This window comes from Variovorax beijingensis, from assembly GCF_007828835.1.
GTDB lineage: Bacteria > Pseudomonadota > Gammaproteobacteria > Burkholderiales > Burkholderiaceae_C > Variovorax > Variovorax beijingensis_A.
On the sequence record NZ_VIVL01000003.1, the window covers coordinates 305,068 to 324,816 of the forward strand.

Consider the following 19,749-nt stretch of genomic DNA (forward strand, 5'->3'; position numbering starts at 1 on the left):
GATGACCCGCTGCCCTGGCGGGCCCGGCACATGATATCGACTCGGATATGCGCTACCGCTTCGACAGGGGCCGTCCCCTTCAGTGCTCGGCCGGCTTGGCGCCTTGGCCGCAATTGGTCAGCGTGCGGTGCCAGCGCCGGCGCGCAAGGCCTCGACCTGCTCACGGTAGTTCTTCTCGAGGCGCTGCAGACGCTTCTCGCGCGCCGCGTCGTTGACCCAGGCGGCGGCCATGGCGCTCTGCTTGCCGAGCTGGTATTCGAGCATGGCCTCGGCCAGCAGCGCGCTGTCGTCGGCGGTGGCATAGCCGTAGGCCGCGCGCAGGGTCTTCAGCACCTCGCGCTCGGTATCCGCGCGCGGGCCCTTGCCCTGCCCGTAGCCCACCAGGAAGGCCTGCAGCCGCGCCTGGAACTCGGGCGGATAGCTGCGCCGCACCACCATCTGCGCACCGGGCGGCGGCTCGGACTCCCAGACGATGTGCAGCCGCGCGGCCTCCACGGGGAACTGCTCCCTGAAGCGCTCGAAGTCGGTGGTGTTGTTGGTGGCCACGTCGGCATCGCCGTTGGCCACGGCGAGCGCGGTGGCCTGGTGGGTGCCGACGATCTCGCCGCGAAAGCGCGTTTCCATCGCAATCCCGCGCGGCAGGAAAAGCTGGCTCTGCGGAACGAGGAAGCCGGTCACGGAGCGGCTGTCGCCGCGCGCCAGCCGCCAGCGCTCGGGCTCGGCGAGCACGGCCTCCAGCGTGCTGGGCAGGCCGGTCTTGCGCGTCAGCAGCACGGCGCGGTGCGTCGGCATGCCGGGCCGGCGCGCGATCTGCGCCACCACCTTCATGCGCCGCTGCATCACGGCATCGAGCGCCATCTTGGCCGAGAGAAAGGCCATGTCGATCTCGTCGCGCTTGATAGCGCGGTCGAGCTCCTCGTACGACGCCACCGAGTAGGCGCTCACGGGCACGCCCATGGCCTGGCTCAGGTCGGCCAGAAGCGGCGTCCACAGGGCGCGCGATTCGACGGCGCCGCCCAGCGGCAGCACGCCGAAGCGGATCGACTTGACCGGCGCGGCACCTGCCTTGTCCGCCGTGCCGGCGCGGCCCTGTGCGAGGCAGGCGGCGGCAACGGCCAGGAGCGCGAGCGCCGCGGCAACCGAACGCAGGAGACGCAGCATGGACGGGGCCCGCGTCAGGGAGACAGGTCGCGCAGCACGGCGGTCTGTTCCGCGTACCCGCTTTCGATGCGCGAGAGCCGCGCCTGCCGCGCGGCATCGTTGACCCACTGCGCGCTCATGGCGTTCTGCCGGGCCAGCTGGTAGGCCAGCTTGGCGGCGGGCTGCAGCGAGCTGTTGTCCGCCGCCACGAAGCCGGCCAGGTCGTGCAGCGACTTGAGCACCACGCGCTCGGCGTCGCCCTTGGGCCCCTTCGCGCGGCCGTAGCCGACCAGGAAGGCCTGCACGCGGCTGCGCAGCTCGGGCGGATATTCGCGCCGCACCACGATCTGCGCATGCGGAATGAGCTCCGACTCCCACAGCACCTGCAGCCGCTCGGCCTCGGCCGGAAAGCGCTGCTTGAAGCGCTCGAAATCGGCGGTGTTGTTGGTGGCCACGTCGGCCTCGTTGTTGGCCACGGCCAGCGCGTTGGTCTGGTGGGTGCCGACGACCTCGCTCAGGAAGCGCGTTTCCATCGCGATGTGGTTGGGCAGGAACAGCTGCAGCTGCGGCACGATGAAGCCCGACACCGACTGCCGCTCGCCGCGCGCAAGGCGCCAGCGCTCCGGCTCCGCGAGCAGGCTCTTCATGCTGTTGAAAGGAGGCGCCTTGCGCGTCAGCAGCAACGCCCGGTAGCCGGGCAGCCCGTCGTGCCGCACCACCTGGGCCACCACCTTCATGCGGCGCTGCGTGACGGCGTCGAGCGCCATCTTGCCGGACAGGAAGGCCATGTCGACTTCGCCGCGCTGGATGGCCTGCTCGAGCGCTTCGTACGAGTTGACCGACAGCACGCTCACGGGCCTGGAGATGGCGCGGCTGAGTTCGGCCAGCAGCGGATCCCAGTCGCTGCGCGACTCGAAGGCGCCGCCCAGCGGCAGGATGCCGAAGCGCACCGGCGCATCGGGCTGCGGCGCGGGCTGGGCAGAGGCCGCCAGCGGCAGGCCGGCAAGCAGCGCCAGCGCGGCGGTTGCAGCACCGCGGCACACCATGCGTACCATGGCGGCGGCGCGCCCGGACTTCGGACGGCGGGAGGCATCGGAAGCGCCGGAAGCCTTCCGGACGCGGCATGGGGAGGCCAGCATTTTTGGAACACGAAGACATGGGGCCGCTGCGGACCAGCGGGTCTAACATGGGCAACGCGTCGCAATTAGATACCAAATACAAGTGATTTTCGTGATGTTTTTCCCACCTTTCGCTCGTACGGCCGTCCCTCTAAGCTCGACCTTCATGCGCCCAATTCCCCCATGAACTGGAACTTCCACGTCCTCCGGGGGCTTGCGCGCCTCACCTTCGCCCAGCAGCTGATCCTGCTCGCCCTGGTGCCGGCCACCGCGGCCACGCTGGCGGCCATTGCCGTGCTGACGCGCCAGCACCTGGGCAACCTGACCGAGCTGATGCGCGCCAACGCGCAGACGGTGGCCATGCAGGTGGCCACCGCGGCGCAGACGCCGCTGCTGCGCATGGACCGCCGCATGCTGCAGCGCACCGCCCAGTCGGGCACCTACCAGCCGCACGTGCAGCAGGTGCAGATCTGGTCGGAGGACGGCGAGATCGTCGCCAATTCCGAGACCGTCGACCGCGCGCGCGGCGAGGGCCTGCAGGTGGTGGTGCCGATCGTCAGCGACGAGGGCCGCCAGAGCGGCAAGGTGATGGTGGAGATGAGCCTGGACGCGGTGCAGGACGCGCGGCGCTCGGTCTGGCTCAACGTGGTGCTGGTGCTGGCGATCAGCCTGGTGGGCGTGGGGCTCGCCGGCTGGTGGGCGGCGCGGCGCATCAGCGAGCCGATCCGCGCGCTCGGCAAGGCCGTGGACCGGCTGGGCGCGGGCGAGGACGCGAGCGTGACCATCGAAGGCACCTCCGAGATCCGGCACCTGCAGCACGGCTTCAACCAGGCGGCGCGCGCCCTGGCCGAGAGCCATCGCCTGCTGCAAAGCCGCATCAGCGAGGCCACCGCCGAACTCGCGCGCAAGAACCAGCAGCTCGAAGTGGCAAGCCAGGCCAAGACGCGCCTGCTGGCCGCGGCCAGCCACGACCTGCGCCAGCCGCTGCATGCGCTCACGCTCTTTTCGGACGGGCTGGCCAACGGCGAGACCGATCCGGCGCGCCTGCAGCGCATCGGCCACATCCGCGAGTGTGTCGACTCGCTCGACCGGTTGTTCTCCGAGCTGCTCAATCTCTCGCAACTCGACGCCGGCGTGCTGCAGCCGCAGTGGGCCGACTTTCCGCTGGACCGGCTGTTCGACGAGATCAGCCGCAACTTCCGGCCGGTGGCCGAGCAGCAGGGGCTGCGCCTGGTGGCGCGCAAGACCGAACTCTGGGTGCGCTGCGACTACGTGATGCTCTCGCGCATCCTCAACAACCTGGTGTCGAACTCGCTGCGCCATACCCTCGAGGGCGGCGTGCTGATCGGTGCGCGGCGGCGCGGCAAGGGGGTTCGCATCGACGTGGTCGACACGGGCGTGGGCATCGCGCCGCAGCACCAGGCGCGCGTGTTCGAGGAGTTCTACCAGGTGGAGACCGCGGGCCGCCAGGCACCGCGCGGCGCACGCGGCATGGGCCTCGGGCTGGCCACGGTGCAGCGCCTGGCGGAGCTGCTCAACACGCGCGTCGACCTCACGTCCAGGCCGCACAAGGGCACCTGCGTGCGCGTGCTCGTGCGCTCGGCGCCGGCCGCGCTGCCGCAACCGGCCGCCGCGCCCGCCCCCGGCGCCGCCGAAGAAGAAGCGAGCCTGGAGAACCTGCGCATCCTGGTGATCGACGACGAGCGCACCATCCTCGAGGGCCTGACGGTGGTGCTCGCCAACTGGGGCGCCGAAGTGCTGGCCGCGCAGACGCGCGCCGAAGCGCTGGCGCTGGCCGACGCCTGGGAGCAGCCGCCGGACGTGGTGGTGAGCGACCTGCTGCTGCAGGGCGGCGACAACGGCCTGGACGTGATCGCCGCGCTCGAGCGCCACCCGCGCGGCATCGGGCCGGGCACGGCACGGCTGCTGGTCACGGGCGAGACCAAGCCGGACCGCCTGCGCGAAGTGGCGAGCGCCGGCATCGCAGTGCTCTACAAGCCGGTGTCGCCGCGCGTGCTGCGCCAGGCGATCCAGACGCAGCGCGCGGCGGTGCTGTCGAACGCCGACGCCTGACGAGGGTAGTGCGTCGGACATAGGCCAAGCGGCTGCCGCGCTGTGATCTTCATCACAGCGGCGCGGGGCTGCGGACACCGACATAAGCCCTCTGCCTTATCGCGCGAAGCAGGCGGCTTCCGTACATTGGGTGCTGCACCTGCTGCAGCCGCAGCCCAAGTTTGTTGCCGTGAACCCTCTCATCTCGCTCCTCCGGAAACGGCGACGCCAAGGCGCCTGCGCCGTGCTGGCCCTGGTGTGCATGGCGCAGCCCGCGGCCAGTGCCGCGGCGGCCGAGCTCACGGTGCTGGTGGGCGACGAGCTCCCGGCGCATGCCGAGTTCGTGCAGCACCTGCGCGCGAGCCAGGAGCCCGGCAGCCGCTTCGAACTGGTGCGGCTGGCCCCGGGCGGCGCCGAAGCCGCGCAGCCGGTGGAAACGGCCCGCGCCGAACCCGAGTCCGAACGCGGCGCCAATGCCGGCGTGCGCACGCGCAGCCTGCGCACCGCGCCCGCGAACGCCGCGCTCACCCTCGCGGTGGGCGCGCCCGCTGCACGCGCCGCGCTGGAGCGCCCGGGCCAGCAGCCGCTGGTGCTCGCGATGCTGAGCCGGCTCGACTACGAGAGCCTTCGCGCCAGCAGCCCGGCGCTCAAGCGCGGCGACCGGCGTGTGGGCGTGCTGCTGCGAGATCCGGCCATGGCGGACCAGCTCGCGCTGATCGGCGCGGTGCTGCCGCAGAAGCACCGCATCGGCGTGGTCGCCACGCTCGAATCCGAACCGCTGGTGCGCGAGCTGCAGCGCGCCGCGCAGAACGGCAATCCGCCCTGGGACATCCAGGTGGAGTACGCACCCGACAACAGGTCGCTGGCCGGCGCGCTGCACTCGGTGCTGCCGCGCAGCGATGCCCTGCTGGTGCTGCCCGACCTGATCGGCGACAACCAGGCCGCCACGCTCTCGGTGCTGCGCGCCGGCGCCGGCGCGGGCCTGCCGGTGTTCGGTGCCAGCGAAGGGCTGGTGCGCTCGGGCGGCCTGGCCGCCGCCGTCTCCACGCCGGCGCAGCTGGCCCAGCAGGCGCGCCAGCTCGGGCAGAAGCTTGCGAGCGGCGCCGGCGGCAGCACCAACCCGCTGGTCGAATCGGCTGCGCCCGCGACCGTGCGGGTCAACGTCACCGTGGCGCGCGGACTCGGCCTGCGCCTGCCCGAGGAACGGGAACTGACCGAGCGGCTCACGGTCGTCCGATGAGCGAGACGCTGCCCTCCCCGGGCGGGCGCGCCGATGCATCGGCGCCGCTTCACCCCACCGCGCCGACGCCCACGCTGCTGGTGCGCGGCAACCTGCAGCGCGACCTGTTCCGGCTCGGCGTGGTGCCGTGCGCCGCGGTGGCGCTCGCGCTCACGGGCTGGTTCACCCACAGCCGGCTGCAGACGCTCGAGGCCGCCTTCGACGCCGAGGGCCAGGCGGTGGCGCGCCAGGTGGCGGCCATGTCCGACCTGAGCCTTTATGCCGGCGACCTGCCCGCGCTGCAGAACGTGGCCAATGCCGCGCTGCGCGGCGGCCAGGTGATGCGCGTGGAAATCAGCAACAGCGCCGGCGTCTACGTGACGGCCGGTCCCAAGGCCTCGTCGCTCGCGCAGCTGCGCATGTTCACCTCGCCGGTCACGCTGCGCGAAGCCTCGCGTGCCAGCGCCTTCGCGCCGGCCGGCTCCACCGCCGCCGGCGACACGCCCATCGGCCTGGTGCAGACCTTCCGCGACACCACGGCCTATGCGCGCGAACGCAGCCGCTCGCTGATCGCGAGCATCGGCATTGCGCTGGTGGCGCTGCTCGCAGCCTGGGCCTCGGTGCGCCACATGGCGCGCACGGTGGCACGGCCGCTGCGGCGCATCTCGCGCACCGTGGCCGCGCTCGAGGCCGGGCACTTCGAGGCGCGCTGCGATGTGGCCGAGGGCGACAGCCGCGCGTCCACCGGCAATTCCGGCAGGGGCCGCGCGCACGAGCTCACGGTGCTCGCGCACGACATCGACCGCCTGGCCGAACGCCTGCAGCGCAACCGGCAGATCAGCGAGGAGCGCGTGCGCGAGGCCACCGCGGTGGCGCTGCAGCGCATGGCCGAGGCCGAGCAGGCGGCGCTCTCGCGCGCCCGCTTCCTGGCCGCGGCCAGCCACGACCTGCGCCAGCCGCTGCATGCCATGGGCCTGTTCATCGACGGCCTGCTGCCGGGCGCCAGCCCCGCGCAGCGCCCCGCCATGCTGCGGCTGCAGGAGAGCACCGAGTTCATGGGCGTGCTGCTCGACGACCTGCTGGAGATCTCGCGGCTCGATGCCCAGGTGCTGACGCCGGCGATCACCAAGGTGCCGCTCGCGGCGCTGTTCGACCAGCTCGATGCGCAGCATGCCGCCACCGCGGTCGAAACGCATGTGCGCCTGCGCTGGAGCGACCGCGGCCTGGCGGTGCGCAGCGACGCCGCGCTGCTGCAGCGCATCGTCGGCAACCTGGTGGCCAATGCGCTGCGCCATGCGCCGGCCGGCGGCACCGTGCTGGTGGCCGCGCGCCGCGCCCGCGGAAAGAACGGCGACAGCGTGCGCATCGAGGTGCGCGACAACGGCATCGGCATCGCGCCCATCCACCAGGGCCGCATCTTCGAGGAGTTCTACCAGGTGGCCAACACCGAGCGCGACCGGCGCCGCGGCTTCGGCCTGGGCCTGGCGATCTGCGCGCGCATCGCGGCGCTGCTGGGCACCCGCATCACGCTGCGCTCGGCGCTGCAGGCAGGCAGCACCTTCGCACTCACCTTGCCCGCGGCCCATGCGGCCGACGCCATCGCGCCCGAGCCCGTGCCGCTCGCGCTGACGCCGCTGGCCGGCCTGCACTGCATGGTGGTGGACGACGACCCCGCCATCCTCGACGGCAGCCGCGCGCTGCTGGAGCAGTGGGGCTGCCAGGTCGAATGCGTGGCCACGGGCGCCGAGGCCATCGCGCGGCTGGGCACGGGCGATGTGCATTTCGACGCGGTGCTGTGCGACCTCCAGCTGGCCGGCGACGGCGACGGCATGGACGTGATCGACGCCGCCAGGCGCCTGCAGCCCGATGCGCTCGCGGTGCTGGTCTCGGGCGCCACCGGGCCCGAGGTGCTGCAGCGGCTGCGCCATGGCGGCGTGATGCTGCTGACCAAGCCGGTCGCGCCGGCCAAGCTGCGCGCGCTGCTCACCACGCGGCGCCATGCGCACGCGGCCTGAATGGCACGCCCTCCTCCATCACCTTCGACGACGCCATGCTCGACACCGCCGCCCTCAAGGACATCCGCCCCTTCGTCGCCACGCCCAGCTACAGCGGCGCCATGACCAGCCTCTACGTGCGCAGCCTGCTGGGCCTGGTCAATGCGGCGTGGACGCATGGTTTCGCGATGCAGACGCGCTTCCTCGACGGCGACAGCCTGCTCACGCGCGCGCGCAACCGGCTGGTGGCCGAGTTCATGGCCGATGCGCAGTGGACGCACCTGTTCTGGATCGACGCCGACGTCGGCTTCGCGCCCGATGCGGCGCTGCGCCTGCTGCTGTCCGGCCGCGAGGTGGTGGCCGGCGTCTACCCGCACAAGCACGATGGCTGGCCGGCCCAGGGCCTGGCGCGGCCGCTGCCGGCGGGCGCCACGCAGGCCGACTTCGACGCACTGCATGCGCGCTATCCGCTGAACCTGCGCCACACGCCGACGCAGGCCGACGCCGACGGCTTCGTCGAGGTGCTGGACGCACCCACCGGCTTCATGCTGATCGCCCGCGGCGTGTTCGAACGCATGGCCGCGGCCATGCCCGAGCTGCGCTACACCCCCGAGGCCGGCGACCACGCCAATGCGCACCTGCCGCACTGGCGCTTCTTCGACACCCAGTTCGAGCCCGCCACCGGCCGCTACCTGAGCGAGGACTTCGCCTTCTGCCGGCGCTGGCAGCAGCTGGGCGGCCAGGTGTTCGTCGACCTGCAGTCGCGCCTGTCGCACCAGGGCCTGAAGACCTGGCACGGCGACCTGCCGCGCGCGCTGGGCGCACTGGGCGACCACGGCCTCCCGGGATGAGCCGGCGCGCCGGGTCCGTCATGCCCGCCGGGCCGGCGGATCGAAGGTCCACCGCACCCGCAGCAGGCCCCAGAGTTCCTCCGGTGTCAGGCCAACTCCGGCCGAGCGCAGCAGCTCGTCGTGCAGCCCCTCGGGCGGCGGCAGGCCGGCCTGCAGATAGGTGGCCCGCCAGTGCGATTCGTACAGCACGGTGCTCTGCCGGGTCCAGCGCACGCGCAGCCCGTGGTGCTGCATGAGCCAGCACATCGCCCGGTCGCACACGGGGGTCAGCGAACGCGGCAGCTGCGACCAGGCGCCCCAGAGAAACCCGGCCGAGCGGGCCAGGCTGATGCAGTTGGTGTCCACGAAATCCGAGCCCGGCGCCTCGTCCGGCGGAACGATGCGCAGGTGCTCGTGGCCCGGCAGGAACATGTACCGGGAAGAGAACACCGCATCGACGGGCCGGCCCCGCTCCCGGGCCTCGGCATAGGCCTGCACCACCGAGGCGACGTGGCCGGGCAGGAACAGGTTGTCCGCGTCCAGGAAGCACACCATGTCGGCGCCGTCGGCCAGCGCGCACAGCGCGCCGATGCCGCGCGGCGTGCAGCCGAAGTTGGCGTTGCCGTGCGGCAGCGGGATGTGCCTCACCTGCGGCCATTCGGCCAGCAGCCCGGGCTGCGGAAGACCGTCCGCCACCATGTAGTGCACCACCTGCGGATGGCCCTGCGCGCGCACGCTCTGCATGCAGCGGCGCAGCACGGCTGGCGGCTCGCGGTGATAGGGGGTGACCACAGCCACCCTGAGCGGCGCGTCGTTCACCTCAGCTTCCGCGGTCCGCCAGTACGGGGATGGTGCGGGCCGCGGGCCGCGCCGCGGGAAAGAGCGCGGCCGGGCGGCGCGAGGCGCAGGTGCTGGTCTCCCGTCGCACGCTGTGGCTGATGCCGCAGAACTGGTTGCACCCGCGCATCGCCGTGCGGACGAACTCCGCCTCGCGCCAGAACAGGCGTAAGTCGCCGGGCTTGTCCAGCCGCATGCCCGGAAAGCTGCCCGAGAAGCACAGGCGCGCCACGCCATAGTGGTCCACCATGATGTTGCGCTCGTAGGTGTTGCAGATGTGTTCCGGCGTGCGCGTGTGCGAGCCCCAGCCGCGCGCCGCGTCCGGGCAGGCGCGCAGCGTGGAGAAGTACATGTGGACCTGATGCAGCCAGAGCGGGTTCAGCCCCAGGCGGAAGCGCTGGTCGCAGCGGCGGATCACCTCGACCAGCCGGTCCGGATCGACGTCGCGGTGGGCGGCGAAGAACGGATCGACCAGCGCCATCTGGCCGAAGCTGGGCTGCAGGAAGTTCAGCTTCAGCTTGTCGGCGCCCAGCTCGTCCAGCACGAAGGCGTAGAAGTCCTCCAGCTCGAGGTAGTTCTCGTCGAAGATGAGGCCCATCACGTTGATCTTCGTATCGCTGCCCGGCGCGCGCGAGCGCGCCGCCAGCAGCAGGCGCAGCGCATCGGCCGCCTTGCCGAAGGCGCCCTTCACGCCGCGCGTGCGGTCGTGCAGGGCCGGCCGATGGCTGTTGAGCGACACCGAGATGCCATGCGGGCCCTCGCGGATCATGCGCTCGGCCATGGCCTCGTCGCGCACGCGGGTGCCGTTGACGACCGACAGGCAGGTCAGGCCCAGTTCGCGGCAGCCGCGCGAGATGTGGAAGTAGTCTTCCAGGTCGAGCATGCTCTCGCCGCCGCAGATCACCACGCTGCCCCGGGGATTCATCCCGGCGAACTCCGCCAGCAGCTCGCGCCGGCGCGCCGGGCCGAGGTAGCGCGCGCGGTCGGCGTCGTCGAGCTTCCAGAAGTCGCAGTGCTCGCAACGCAGGTTGCAGCGCTTGTTGGTCTGGAGGAACAGGAACAGGGGCGGCGGCAGTTCCACGGCCAGGTCCGCTCTCAGAAATCCGCGCAGCCGTTCTTGCGGTCCGTGGCCACGCAGCTCGTGAGGTTGGGCCGCGAACGCACGCGCGACCATTCGCGCGCCAGCAGGTCGCCGTCCTGCTGCGCACGTTCACCCTCCAGCGGCCCGGTGGCAAAGCAGATCGGCGGCGCGCCGAGGTTGCGGTCGAAGGTGTAGGTGTTGGTGTTGGGCAGCTCGCGCACCAGGTCCGAGCCCGGGAAGTCCGGCCGGCGCAGGTTGGCCGTCACGGTCAGCGTCCCGGGCACCACGTCCACCGCATAGCCGGCCGCCGAGGTGAAGCTGCCGTTGATCGCATAGCGTCCCGCGGGGCTGAAGATGCCGGCCAGGCTCGTGGGCGTGCCCATGAAGCCGGCCGTGCCGTCGCCCAGGATCAGCCCGCCGATGGTGAAGCCGAAGGGCGGGTTGGCCATGCCGAAGGGCCGGCTGGCGTCGCCGATGACCACCGTGGCCCGCGGCTGCTGGGCATAGATGAAATGGTTGTCGCCCGGCGTGATGCTCACGGTGCACAGCCCCAGGTAGGCGCAGTGGAACAGGTTGGGGGTGGCGCCCGAGCCGGCGAGGCCGCCGCGCGACTCGCCCACCCAGGTGTCGGCCCAGATGCGCCAGGGCGCGCCGCCCAGGCTGCCGCCGCCCGCATTCTGGAAGCGGGCCGCGGCCACCAGGTCGGTGCCCGAGGTGCTGGTGACGGCGGTGTCCAGCGTGAGGTCGCCCGAGAGCGTGCGCACGAACACCGTGTCGGCCGCCATCGAGGTGGCCGACACCACCTGCGGCTGGTTGGTGCCGGCGTCGAAGCCGGTGACCGACAGCGCGCCGATGCGCACGCCATCGACGTCCTGGTAGCGGAAGGCGCCGGCGGCGCCGCCGCCCAGCGTGTTCTCGCTCACGTTGTTGGCCGCCTGGTCCAGCAGCACGCTGCCGCGGCTGGAGCGCGCCAGCAGGTGCTGGGCGGTGATCGGTGCTTTCACCGTCTGCGTGATGTCGCCGGCCGAGAGCAGGCCCAGTCGGTCCGCCGTGACGGCGCCGTTCAGCACGATGCCGCCGGCGCCGCCGCCCACGCCTTCGTTCTGCAGCGTGAGTGCGCCGCCGGTCGCCAGCGCGCCGGCCACGGTGATGGTGCCTGCGTGCGTGTTGCTGCCCACCACCACGCTGGGCGCATTCAGGCGCGACATCAGCGCATCCGACAGCGTGAACCCGCCCCCCGCCGCACCGCCCACGGTGATGGCGGCGGCCGTGGCGTCGAAGGCATTGAGCGACGCGTCCATGCCGCCCGGCCGCAGGTTGATGGTGCCGGCGGCGCTCACCGGCACGTCGATGGCCAGGGCCGGCGCGCTGCCGTCGTTGCTGGCGCGCAGCACCAGGTTGCCGCTGCTTTGCACCTGCGGCGCCGCGCCCGGAGCGCCGGTGGACAAGAGGCCGGGCTGGATCGACACGCCGGGGGTGCCCTGCAGGGAACTGCCGGTCAGCTCGATGCTGCCGCCGCCGGTGGTGGCCAGGCGCGCGCCGTTTTCCAGCCGCACGCCGCTGTCGGTGCCATCGACCACCGCGCTGGCAAACAGGCCCTGCAGCGCGATGCTGCCGCTGCCCGTGGTGATGCTGCTGCCGCCGGTCACCAGCACGCCGTGCGTCGCGTTGAATGCGCTCGAGCCGCGGTCGAAGTCCTGCACGCCCCGCACCAGCACGTTGCCGCTGGTGGTCGAGATGGCGGTGGGAACCGGGACCCCCACGGCCCGCAGGAACAGCGAATCCAGCTGCACCGCGCTGCCGCTCTGGCCCGTGCCGCCGGTCCCGGTGATGGCCACGTCGCCGGTGGCGCTGTCGATGCGCGCTCCGTTGAGGCTCACGCCGCCGCCGGCGATGCTCACGTCGCCGCCGGCGCCCACATCGGACTGGCCGACGCGCGTGTCGATCCGGGTGCCCTGGAGCAGCACGAAACCCGAGGGCGCGCCGGTCTGCCCATTCAGGATCGACACCGCCCCGCCGTTGGTGATGATCTGGTTGTTGAACCTGCTGGTCACCGAATCGTAGATGCCGCCGACGCCATGCGCATGGATGGACACCGCGCCGCCGCCCGTGTCGATGGTGCCGTCCACGTCGATGTTGATGTCGCTGAATGCGGGGCTGCCGCCGACGAAGCCGGAGTCCAGCGTCACGCTGCCGCCGCGCGTGTGCACGTCGCCACTGAGCGCGACGAACTGGGTGGTGCTCGGCCCGTCCGTCTGCAGGCGCAGCTCGCCGCCGCCGGTATCGATACTGGCGGAATTGAAAACCACTTCGGCATAGCCCGTGCCCGTGGCGTGCGCCAGCACGCGGCCCCCGTTGGTGGAGATGACGGCCTGGTCGGCCCCCGTATTGCCGAAGTAATGGACATAGCCGTCGAGCGCACCGCCCGAGCCGGCATTGAAGATCACGTCCATCGGCCCCGTGGTCGAACGGATGATCGGCGCCAGATACGAGCTGGAAAACACGCGGTCGCCGATCGAATGCGCCGCATTCAGTTCGAACACCAGCGGCGCGCTGCCCGCCGTGCGCTCGATCAGCATGCCGCTGCCGAAGCGGATGTCGCCCGCATCCGTTCCCGCAGTGCCCGTGGTGATGGTCACGCTCGTGCCGGTGTTCAGCGCGCTGTTGATGTCGCCGTCCTGGATGGTCGAGGTGGCCACCGGGTCGAAGGGGTTGGTCGGCAGGCTGCCGCCGCCTGCCGCGCCGTGGACGATGGTGACGTCATAGGGATCGACGATCCACCGCCCCGCCAGGCCGGCCGGCGCCGAGGCGTCGACGCGGATGCCGCTCACGTCGAACGAGCCGCCCGAGGTTTCGATCATGCCGCCGTTGCCGCCGGCGCTGCCGCCCCGGGCCTGCAGGTCGCCAAAGGCGCGCACCGAACGCTCGCCCACGACGGTGATGCTGCCGCCGTTGCCGCTGCCCAGGGCGTTGGCCAGCAGCGTGAGGTTCGGGCCCACCGAAACCACGCCCGTGTTCTCGTTGCCGGCGCCGGCCGCGGTGCTGCCGCGGATCTCGATGCTGCCGCCGCCGCCCGTACCGCTGGCGTCCGCGAGGCCGCTGGCGTCCGCCGTCGATTGCGCGAGGATGTTGCGCCCCGTCACGCCGATGCTGCCGCCCATGCCGGTGGCGCTGGCGGCATCGAGCAGCGTGCCCTCGAAGGCGCCGGCTGTCAGGCTCACATCGCCCGTGCCGGCCGCGACCCGGATGCTGCCGCCCGCGGCATGCAGCCCGTCGGTCTGCTGGGACGACGAAAGCCGCACACCAAAGGGGGTGACCGTCGCGTCCAGCGGCGCGAAGCCCAGCGCCGCGCCGTTGCCGTCATAGCCGAAGCCCGCGCTGCCGGCCGTGCCGGTGATCGCGATGCTGCGGCCTGCGCCGGCCTCGACCCGCGTGTCATCGATCATCACGCCATTCGAAGCGCCCACGGTGTAGCTGGAACCGAATTCGACAGCTTGCGTGCGCAGGCCGGCGGCCATGCCCGACAGGTCGCCGCCCTGGCCCGTGATGCGCACATCGCCGCCGGTGGCCAGCTTCGCGCCGGTGATCCGTACGCCGGCGCCGTCCGGGGGCTCGCCGACCGGGCCGCCGCCGGTCCAGTCGCGCACCGTCCCGGTCAGGGCGATGTCGCCGCTCGCCGAAGACAGTGCGACCGAATAGTCGTCGCCGTTCAGCCGCACGCCCGAGCCTCCCGCGGCGCCGCGGCCGGCCAGGGTGATGCCGCCGGCCTGCGTGCGGAGCGTGCTGTCGCCGTCGATGCGCACACCATCGGTGGCGCTCAGGAAGCCGCTGCCCACCTCGGCGGTGCCGCCTTCGCCGCGCAGCGAAATGCGCCCCGCCCCGAGCGTGCTCAAGGTGCTGCCGCCCAGCCAGACGCCGCTGCGAATATCGCCGGCGCCATCGGCGTCCGGGCCCTTGACCTGCCCGCCGATCGCTCGCCCGTTGTCGCTGTCGCCCTGCCCGAAGAAGCGGATGTTCCCGCCGTTGGCATCGATGCGCGCGCGGTCCAGCCGGATGGCCGCCGCAATGCCGTTGGCCTGGCCGGCCTCGGCGGCGGCCAGGCCCTGCGCGTCGGCATTGAACTCGACGTTCAGCGCGCCGCTGGTGGAAGCGATCGTTGCACCTTGGCCCTCGGCCGCCCAGCGCATGTCGATGTTGCCCACCGAATTCACGCGCAGCGTGGCCGTGCCGCCGCCGTCCTTGATCACCTGGGCGCCGGGCTGGAACACGACGGCGTCGTTGATCTGCGCCACCTTGCTGGACGAACGCGTGGTCAGCGTCACGTCGGTGCCCTGGCTCAGCGCCTTGCCGATGACGCTGGCCGCGATGTTGCCGGCGTCGGCATCGGCCACGATCGAGAGATTGCGTCCCGCCTCGGCCGTCCAGCTGCCGTTGCCGCCGCCTGCATTGCCGCCGGCGGCGATCTGCGCGCCCGCCAGCACGCTCAGGTTGCCGGCCGTGGTGCGGATGCTGCCGCCGGCCACGCCGGCCGCAGTGCCGCGCGCATCCAGCGTGCCGCTCACCTCGAGGCCCGCACCGCTGTCGACCTGCGCGCCGATGGCCTCGAGCACGATCTCGCCGCCGCGCTCGACCAGCGAACGCGCGCGCACCGTGCCGCTCTGGTTGACCACCTGCTGCACCAGCCCGGAGGCGCCCACCAGCACCACGCGCCCGCCGTCGGCCGTGATGGTGCCGGTGTTCATCACCAGCGCCTTGGTGGTGGGATCGGTCGCCTGAACGCTGGCCACCGACGTGTTCATGAGCCCGCCTTCGACCGGCACCGTGAACTTCGTCAGCCCGTCGCCCTCGAAGTCCAGCGTCACCCGGGCGCCCGACACGAGGCCCGCCGAACCGCGCGCCACGTTGATCTCGCCTTCGTTGCGCACCAGCGCGCCGATCAGCCCGAGCGTGCCGCCCTCGCCCACGCTGATGACCGCACCGGGCTGGACCGTCACGCGGGCAATGCTGTTGGCATCGTTGAGGCCGCCGCCGAACAGCAGTTGGCTGCCCTTGCCCACCACGCTGCCCTCCTTGGCGATCTGGCTGTCGCTGATGTCCAGCGTGGACGCCACCAGCCCGCCGACGTTCACCTGGGCGGTGCTGCCGAAGAGAACGCCCGAGGGATTGACCACGAACACGTGCCCGTTGGCCGACAGCGTGCCGTTGATGACCGACTGCTCGATCACTCCGCCGGTGCCCACCACGCGGTTGAGCATCACGCTCGCGGCGCCCATCTGCTGGTTGATGTCCAGCGTCTTGCCGCCGGCCAGCGAAAACGCATTCCAGTTGACGATGGCGTTCATCGTGCTCTGGTTGAGCCTCTGCATGGCCGCCGTGCCATTGGGCGCGACGCTCACATTGCCGAACACCACATTGCCGCTCTGCGGAAAGCCCGTCGGCAGGTTGAGCTGCGCCCAGGCCGGCACCATGCCCATGCAGGCCAGCGACAGCACGAGCGGCCGCACGCGCCAGTGCCGCGGCAGGGCTTTCGCGGAAAGATCATGGTTTCTCATGCTGCCCTCAGAAGGTCTTTTGCGCCTGCACGTACAGCCGCGGGTTGCGCCCGCCGCCGTCGGTGCGCGCCGGGTCGGTGCCGGCGCGCCAGGCCAGCGTGGCGTTGATGGTGAAGTTGCCGGGCCGCGTCCAGCTCAGGCCGATGCCCGCGCCGCGCAAGCTGCGCGAATGGGAGCCGGCATCGAAGATCGTCGGGTTCTTCGTCGGGCGGCCGCGCGCCGCGTCGTAGAACACGAAGGGCGTGAACTCGGCGTCGAACGACCAGCGCCATTCCACGGTGCCGATCACGCCCTGGTCCACCAGCAGTTCGCCCGAGGGGTAGGCGCGCACGGCACGCGCGCCGCCCAGCGAGAGCTTTTCCGAGGCGTCGAGGTTCTTGCTGGCCCACTGCCCGCCCAGCGCCAGGTACAGCGAGTGCCGGGGCAGCACCGCCTGCAGGCGCGAGAGCTGGAAGGTGGCCTTGGTGAAGCCGCCTTCGGTGCGGTGGCCGCCCGGGCCCTGGTCGGTCTGCAGGCTGTCGGCATCGCGGATCGAGAGCCGGCCGTGATAGAGATTGCCGGTGCTCGCCCAGTAGCCGCCGCCCAGCCAGTCGTCGCGGCGCTCCCAGGTCCAGCCCAGGCCGAAGCCGCGCACCCGCTTGCGCGCCGAGAAGTCGACCGCCGTGTACTCGTCGGTGAGCTTCTTGCTGTCGGCCGACAGCCGCAGGAAGAGGTTGTGCTGGCGCTGGCGGATCAGCGGATAGCTCAGCGAGACGTCGAACACGTCGGCCTTGCCCTGGGCGCCCAGCTCCGAAAACTCGCCGCCCAGCTCGTAGTTGACGCGTGCCAGCCCGACGCCGGCGCGCAGGCCGCTGCTGCCGATCGGCGCCTCGTAGGCGACGCGGCCGAACTGCAGCGCATTGCCGTTGGAGACCATGGCGCGCACGTCCAGGTTGTCGCCGATGCCGAAGGGGCTCGCCCAGCGCATCGTGCCGCCGAGGCGGTAGCGGCCGGATTCCTTGGTGCCGTGGTTGTCGGCCTCGGCCGCGAAGGCCCAGCGCGGCGCCGCCGCCACTTCCACCGACAGGTCGGTGGTGCCCGGTTGCGTGCCTTCCTGCAGCGCGGACGAGACCTTGATGCCGGGCTGGTCCGACAGCAGCAGCATCGAGCGCTCGTAGGCCGGCGCGTTCACGGCCTCCCCGGGCTGCAATGGCGCAAGGAATCCGCGCACGCGCGCCTCGCCGACGGGCGCATCGGGTGCAACGATCACCTCGACCTTGCCGAGCCGGCCTTCGATGACGCTGATCTCGACGATGCCGTCGCGCACGGTCTGCACGGGCACCACGGCCTGCGCGAGGAAGTAGCCGCGCTCCTTGTAGCGCGCGGTGATGGCCTGCGCCAGGCTTTCGAGATCGCCGAGCGTGACGTCGCGCCCGATGTAGGGCGCGGTGATGCTCTGCAGTTCCTCGTTGCTCAGTGCCTTGACACCGTTGAGCCGCAGGTCGTTGAGCTTGAACTTGGCGGCGGGAGCTTGCGGCGGCGCGGGCAGGCTTTGCGGTGCCACGGTGCCGGTGGCCTGCGCGAGCGGGCGGTCGCAGCTGCCGCAGGGGTCCTTGGTTGGCAGCAGCGCGTTGGCATCGGGTTCTGCTGCATGTGCGCGCTGGACGGCAACAAGCAGCGTGGCGCTCACCAGGGCGGTGGCGGCAAGGGCGACCGGCGTGGAGCGTTGGATGGCGCGCATCCCGGTTGTTCTTTTCATGTCAGCTCCCCACCGTGAGACGCCAGTTGCCGATCAGGTTGAACGGCGCCCAGAAGAAGGGGTGGGACATCTTGGGATCCTTCAGCACCGCCAGCTGCCCGGCCTGCATCGCCTTCTGGATGTCGCGGCCCTTGGCCAGCTCGCCATAGAGGGTGCTCATGAGCACCGCGGTCGCGTCGTCCGACACCGGCCACAGCGATGCGATCAGGCTCGAGCTGCCGGCCGAGAGAAAGGAGCGCGTGAAGCCCAGCACCTCGTCGCCCTGCGCGATGCGCCCGAGCCCCGACTCGCAGGCCGACAGCGTGACCAGCGCGGTGCCGTCCATCGGCAGGCCGAGGATCTCGTGCGCCTCCAGGAAATTCTGCTTGCCGCCCTCGTTGGCCAGCAGGATGCGCGAGTACAGCGGATCGACCGCATCGGCCTCGGCATGCGCCGCCACGTGCATCAGCGGCGAGCGCGCAGCCACGTCGCGGAACTGCGTCTTGGTGGCCGCGGCGCCCATGTACACCGCGTTGCGCGGGAACAGCTGCGCGAGCTGCTTCACCTCGACCTCGGCGCCGGGCAGGTCGTACTTGTCCTCGATGCGCGGATTGCCGAAGGCGGTGAGCGATGCGCCCACGCGTGGCGAGCGCTGCGCGAGCTGCACCGCGATGCTGATCGAAGGCGCCACCGCCACCGGATGCGTCTCGATCACGTAGCGTCCGTCGAGCCGCAGCGCCTGGAACGGCAGGTAGTGCAGCGGCCCGTGCGGCACCACGATCAGCCGCTGCCCAGGCGCCAGGGCCAGCGGCCCGAGCAGCGCGGCGCCCAGCTTGTCGGCATTGGTGATGGCCGCGCGGCGGCCGCGCACGATGGAGTTGCGGAACACCTCGACCAGCTCGGTGAGCTCCTCGCGGCGCACCGCCACCGTCCTGGCCTCGATGCCGGCCGGGCCGACCACCCACACCAGCAGCCGGTCGGGCAGCGAATGGAACTGCACCACGCGCTCGTCGGGCGCCAGCATGCCCTGCAGCGCGGCCAGGTCCACGGTGGTCGCGGCGCGCTCGTTGATCTTCGCGCGGCCGCGCACCGCATCGAGCAGCGCGCGCGAACGGCTGCGCTCGCTCACCTCGAAGGCCTGCCGCGCATCGCCCGCGTCGCTGTAGATCGCAACGCCGCGCTCGAACACCGACTGCAGGTCCGAGAACAGGCCCATCTTGAATTCTTCGCTGCGGAACCTGGCGCGCACCTGGTCGATGCCGCCCAGCGCGCGCGCCACGGCCTCGGCCGCGGCCTGCTTCTGGCCGAGCGCGAGCTCGCTGCGCGCCACGCCGTCCCAGGCCCAGAGGCGGTAGTACTCGGTGTCGGTGCCGACCTGCCGCGCGGTGAGCGCGCGGTAGAGGTCGCGCGCCTCGGCCGGCTTGTTCTCGGCCAGCAGCAGCCGCGCGCGGGTGCGGTCGAGCTGCGCCGTGAGCGGCGCGTCCCGGGGCGGCGCCATGCCCCCTAGCACCTCGCGCGCCCTGGTGGCGTCGCCCGCTTCGATCAGCGCATTGACGAGCGAGGCCTGCACCAGCGGCGCGTAGCGCGGCGAACTGTTGGCCAGCGCCTCGTCATAGCTGATCACGGCGCCCGCGTAGTCGCCGCGGCGCGTGCGCACATCGCCGATCACCTTCTGCACCGGGCCGACCACCAGCTTGGGGTCGCGCGCCGGATGCTTGAGCGCCTCGCGCGCGAATTCCTCGGCCTTCTCGAGCTGGCCGGAATAGCTGTAGACGATGGCCAGGTCGCGGTTGGCCATGGCCAGCAGGTTCGGATCGCGCGTGGCATTGGCCAGGTGCAGCGCCTTGCTGGCGGCGCGCACGCTCTGGCGGAATTCGCCGGCCTCGGCCAGCGCCACTGCCTGGCTGCAGTACTGGTAGCCCGACAGCTTGACCGCATCCTGCCCATAGAGCACCGCGCCCTCGCTGGTCAACGCGAGCAAGGTGTCGGTGTCGGCGAGCCGGGCCTGCTCCGCCCGGCCGGCCGCGGCCTCGGCATTCGGCGCCTGCTGTTGCTGCGCCGACGCCAGGGACCCATGGCCCAGCAGAAGAATGGCTGCCAGTCCCAGCGCACCCGCGGCCCCTGCACGACGTGCCGAGCGCTCCCGTTCCGTTCTTCTCGAAAACCACGTCATTGGACCCCCGCGCGCGGCCCGTGTGCCCGCGGTTGC

The 19,749-nt window shown here is 71.8% G+C and carries 11 protein-coding genes; 4 read left to right on the forward strand and 7 right to left on the reverse strand.

Features of this window, described 5'->3' with window-relative positions:
- Positions 1-117: 117 nt before the first annotated feature.
- Together FB547_RS11995 and phnD are read right to left on the reverse strand one after the other, a co-directional pair.
- Positions 118-1,161, reverse strand: a complete 1,044-nt coding sequence (locus FB547_RS11995; RefSeq protein WP_145742469.1) for a phosphate/phosphite/phosphonate ABC transporter substrate-binding protein — start codon at positions 1,159-1,161, stop codon at positions 118-120.
- Positions 1,162-1,175: 14 nt separating this feature from the next.
- On the reverse strand, positions 1,176-2,186 hold the full coding sequence (gene phnD / locus FB547_RS12000) for a phosphate/phosphite/phosphonate ABC transporter substrate-binding protein (protein WP_145742988.1): 1,011 nt from the start codon (positions 2,184-2,186) through the stop codon (positions 1,176-1,178).
- A gap of 255 nt (positions 2,187-2,441) precedes the next feature.
- Between phnD and FB547_RS12005 the strand changes: the two genes are divergently transcribed.
- From FB547_RS12005 to FB547_RS12020, 4 genes are all read left to right on the forward strand, one after another.
- Complete coding sequence (locus tag FB547_RS12005) at positions 2,442-4,331, forward strand: hybrid sensor histidine kinase/response regulator (protein ID WP_145742471.1); 1,890 nt, start codon at positions 2,442-2,444, stop codon at positions 4,329-4,331.
- Between the two features lie 223 nt (positions 4,332-4,554).
- Positions 4,555-5,550, forward strand: coding sequence for an ABC transporter substrate binding protein (locus FB547_RS12010; RefSeq protein WP_261380268.1), 996 nt, complete (start codon positions 4,555-4,557; stop codon positions 5,548-5,550).
- Positions 5,547-7,544: a hybrid sensor histidine kinase/response regulator gene (locus FB547_RS12015; RefSeq protein ID WP_145742473.1), complete on the forward strand. Its 1,998-nt coding sequence runs from the start codon at positions 5,547-5,549 to the stop codon at positions 7,542-7,544. The genes FB547_RS12010 and FB547_RS12015 overlap by 4 nt, the downstream gene beginning before the upstream one ends.
- A 35-nt stretch (positions 7,545-7,579) precedes the next feature.
- Positions 7,580-8,374, forward strand: coding sequence for a hypothetical protein (locus tag FB547_RS12020; protein ID WP_145742475.1), 795 nt, complete (start codon positions 7,580-7,582; stop codon positions 8,372-8,374).
- Positions 8,375-8,392: 18 nt separating this feature from the next.
- Here the strand turns inward: FB547_RS12020 and FB547_RS12025 are convergent, their stop codons facing one another.
- Genes FB547_RS12025 through FB547_RS12045 form a run of 5 tightly spaced genes read right to left on the reverse strand, consistent with a single transcriptional unit; the run spans position 8,393 to position 19,713 of the window.
- Positions 8,393-9,172: a glycosyltransferase family A protein gene (locus tag FB547_RS12025; RefSeq protein WP_145742477.1), complete on the reverse strand. Its 780-nt coding sequence runs from the start codon at positions 9,170-9,172 to the stop codon at positions 8,393-8,395.
- Between the two features lies 1 nt (position 9,173).
- A complete protein-coding gene (locus FB547_RS12030; RefSeq protein WP_145742479.1) occupies positions 9,174-10,271 on the reverse strand; it encodes a radical SAM protein in 1,098 nt (365 codons plus the stop codon).
- A gap of 14 nt (positions 10,272-10,285) precedes the next feature.
- On the reverse strand, positions 10,286-15,823 hold the full coding sequence (locus tag FB547_RS12035) for a filamentous hemagglutinin N-terminal domain-containing protein (RefSeq protein WP_145742481.1): 5,538 nt from the start codon (positions 15,821-15,823) through the stop codon (positions 10,286-10,288).
- Positions 15,824-15,830: 7 nt separating this feature from the next.
- Complete coding sequence (locus FB547_RS12040) at positions 15,831-17,543, reverse strand: ShlB/FhaC/HecB family hemolysin secretion/activation protein (RefSeq protein ID WP_145742991.1); 1,713 nt, start codon at positions 17,541-17,543, stop codon at positions 15,831-15,833.
- Positions 17,544-17,562: 19 nt separating this feature from the next.
- Positions 17,563-19,713: a CHAT domain-containing protein gene (locus tag FB547_RS12045; RefSeq protein ID WP_145742482.1), complete on the reverse strand. Its 2,151-nt coding sequence runs from the start codon at positions 19,711-19,713 to the stop codon at positions 17,563-17,565.
- Between the last annotated feature and the right edge of the window lie 36 nt (positions 19,714-19,749).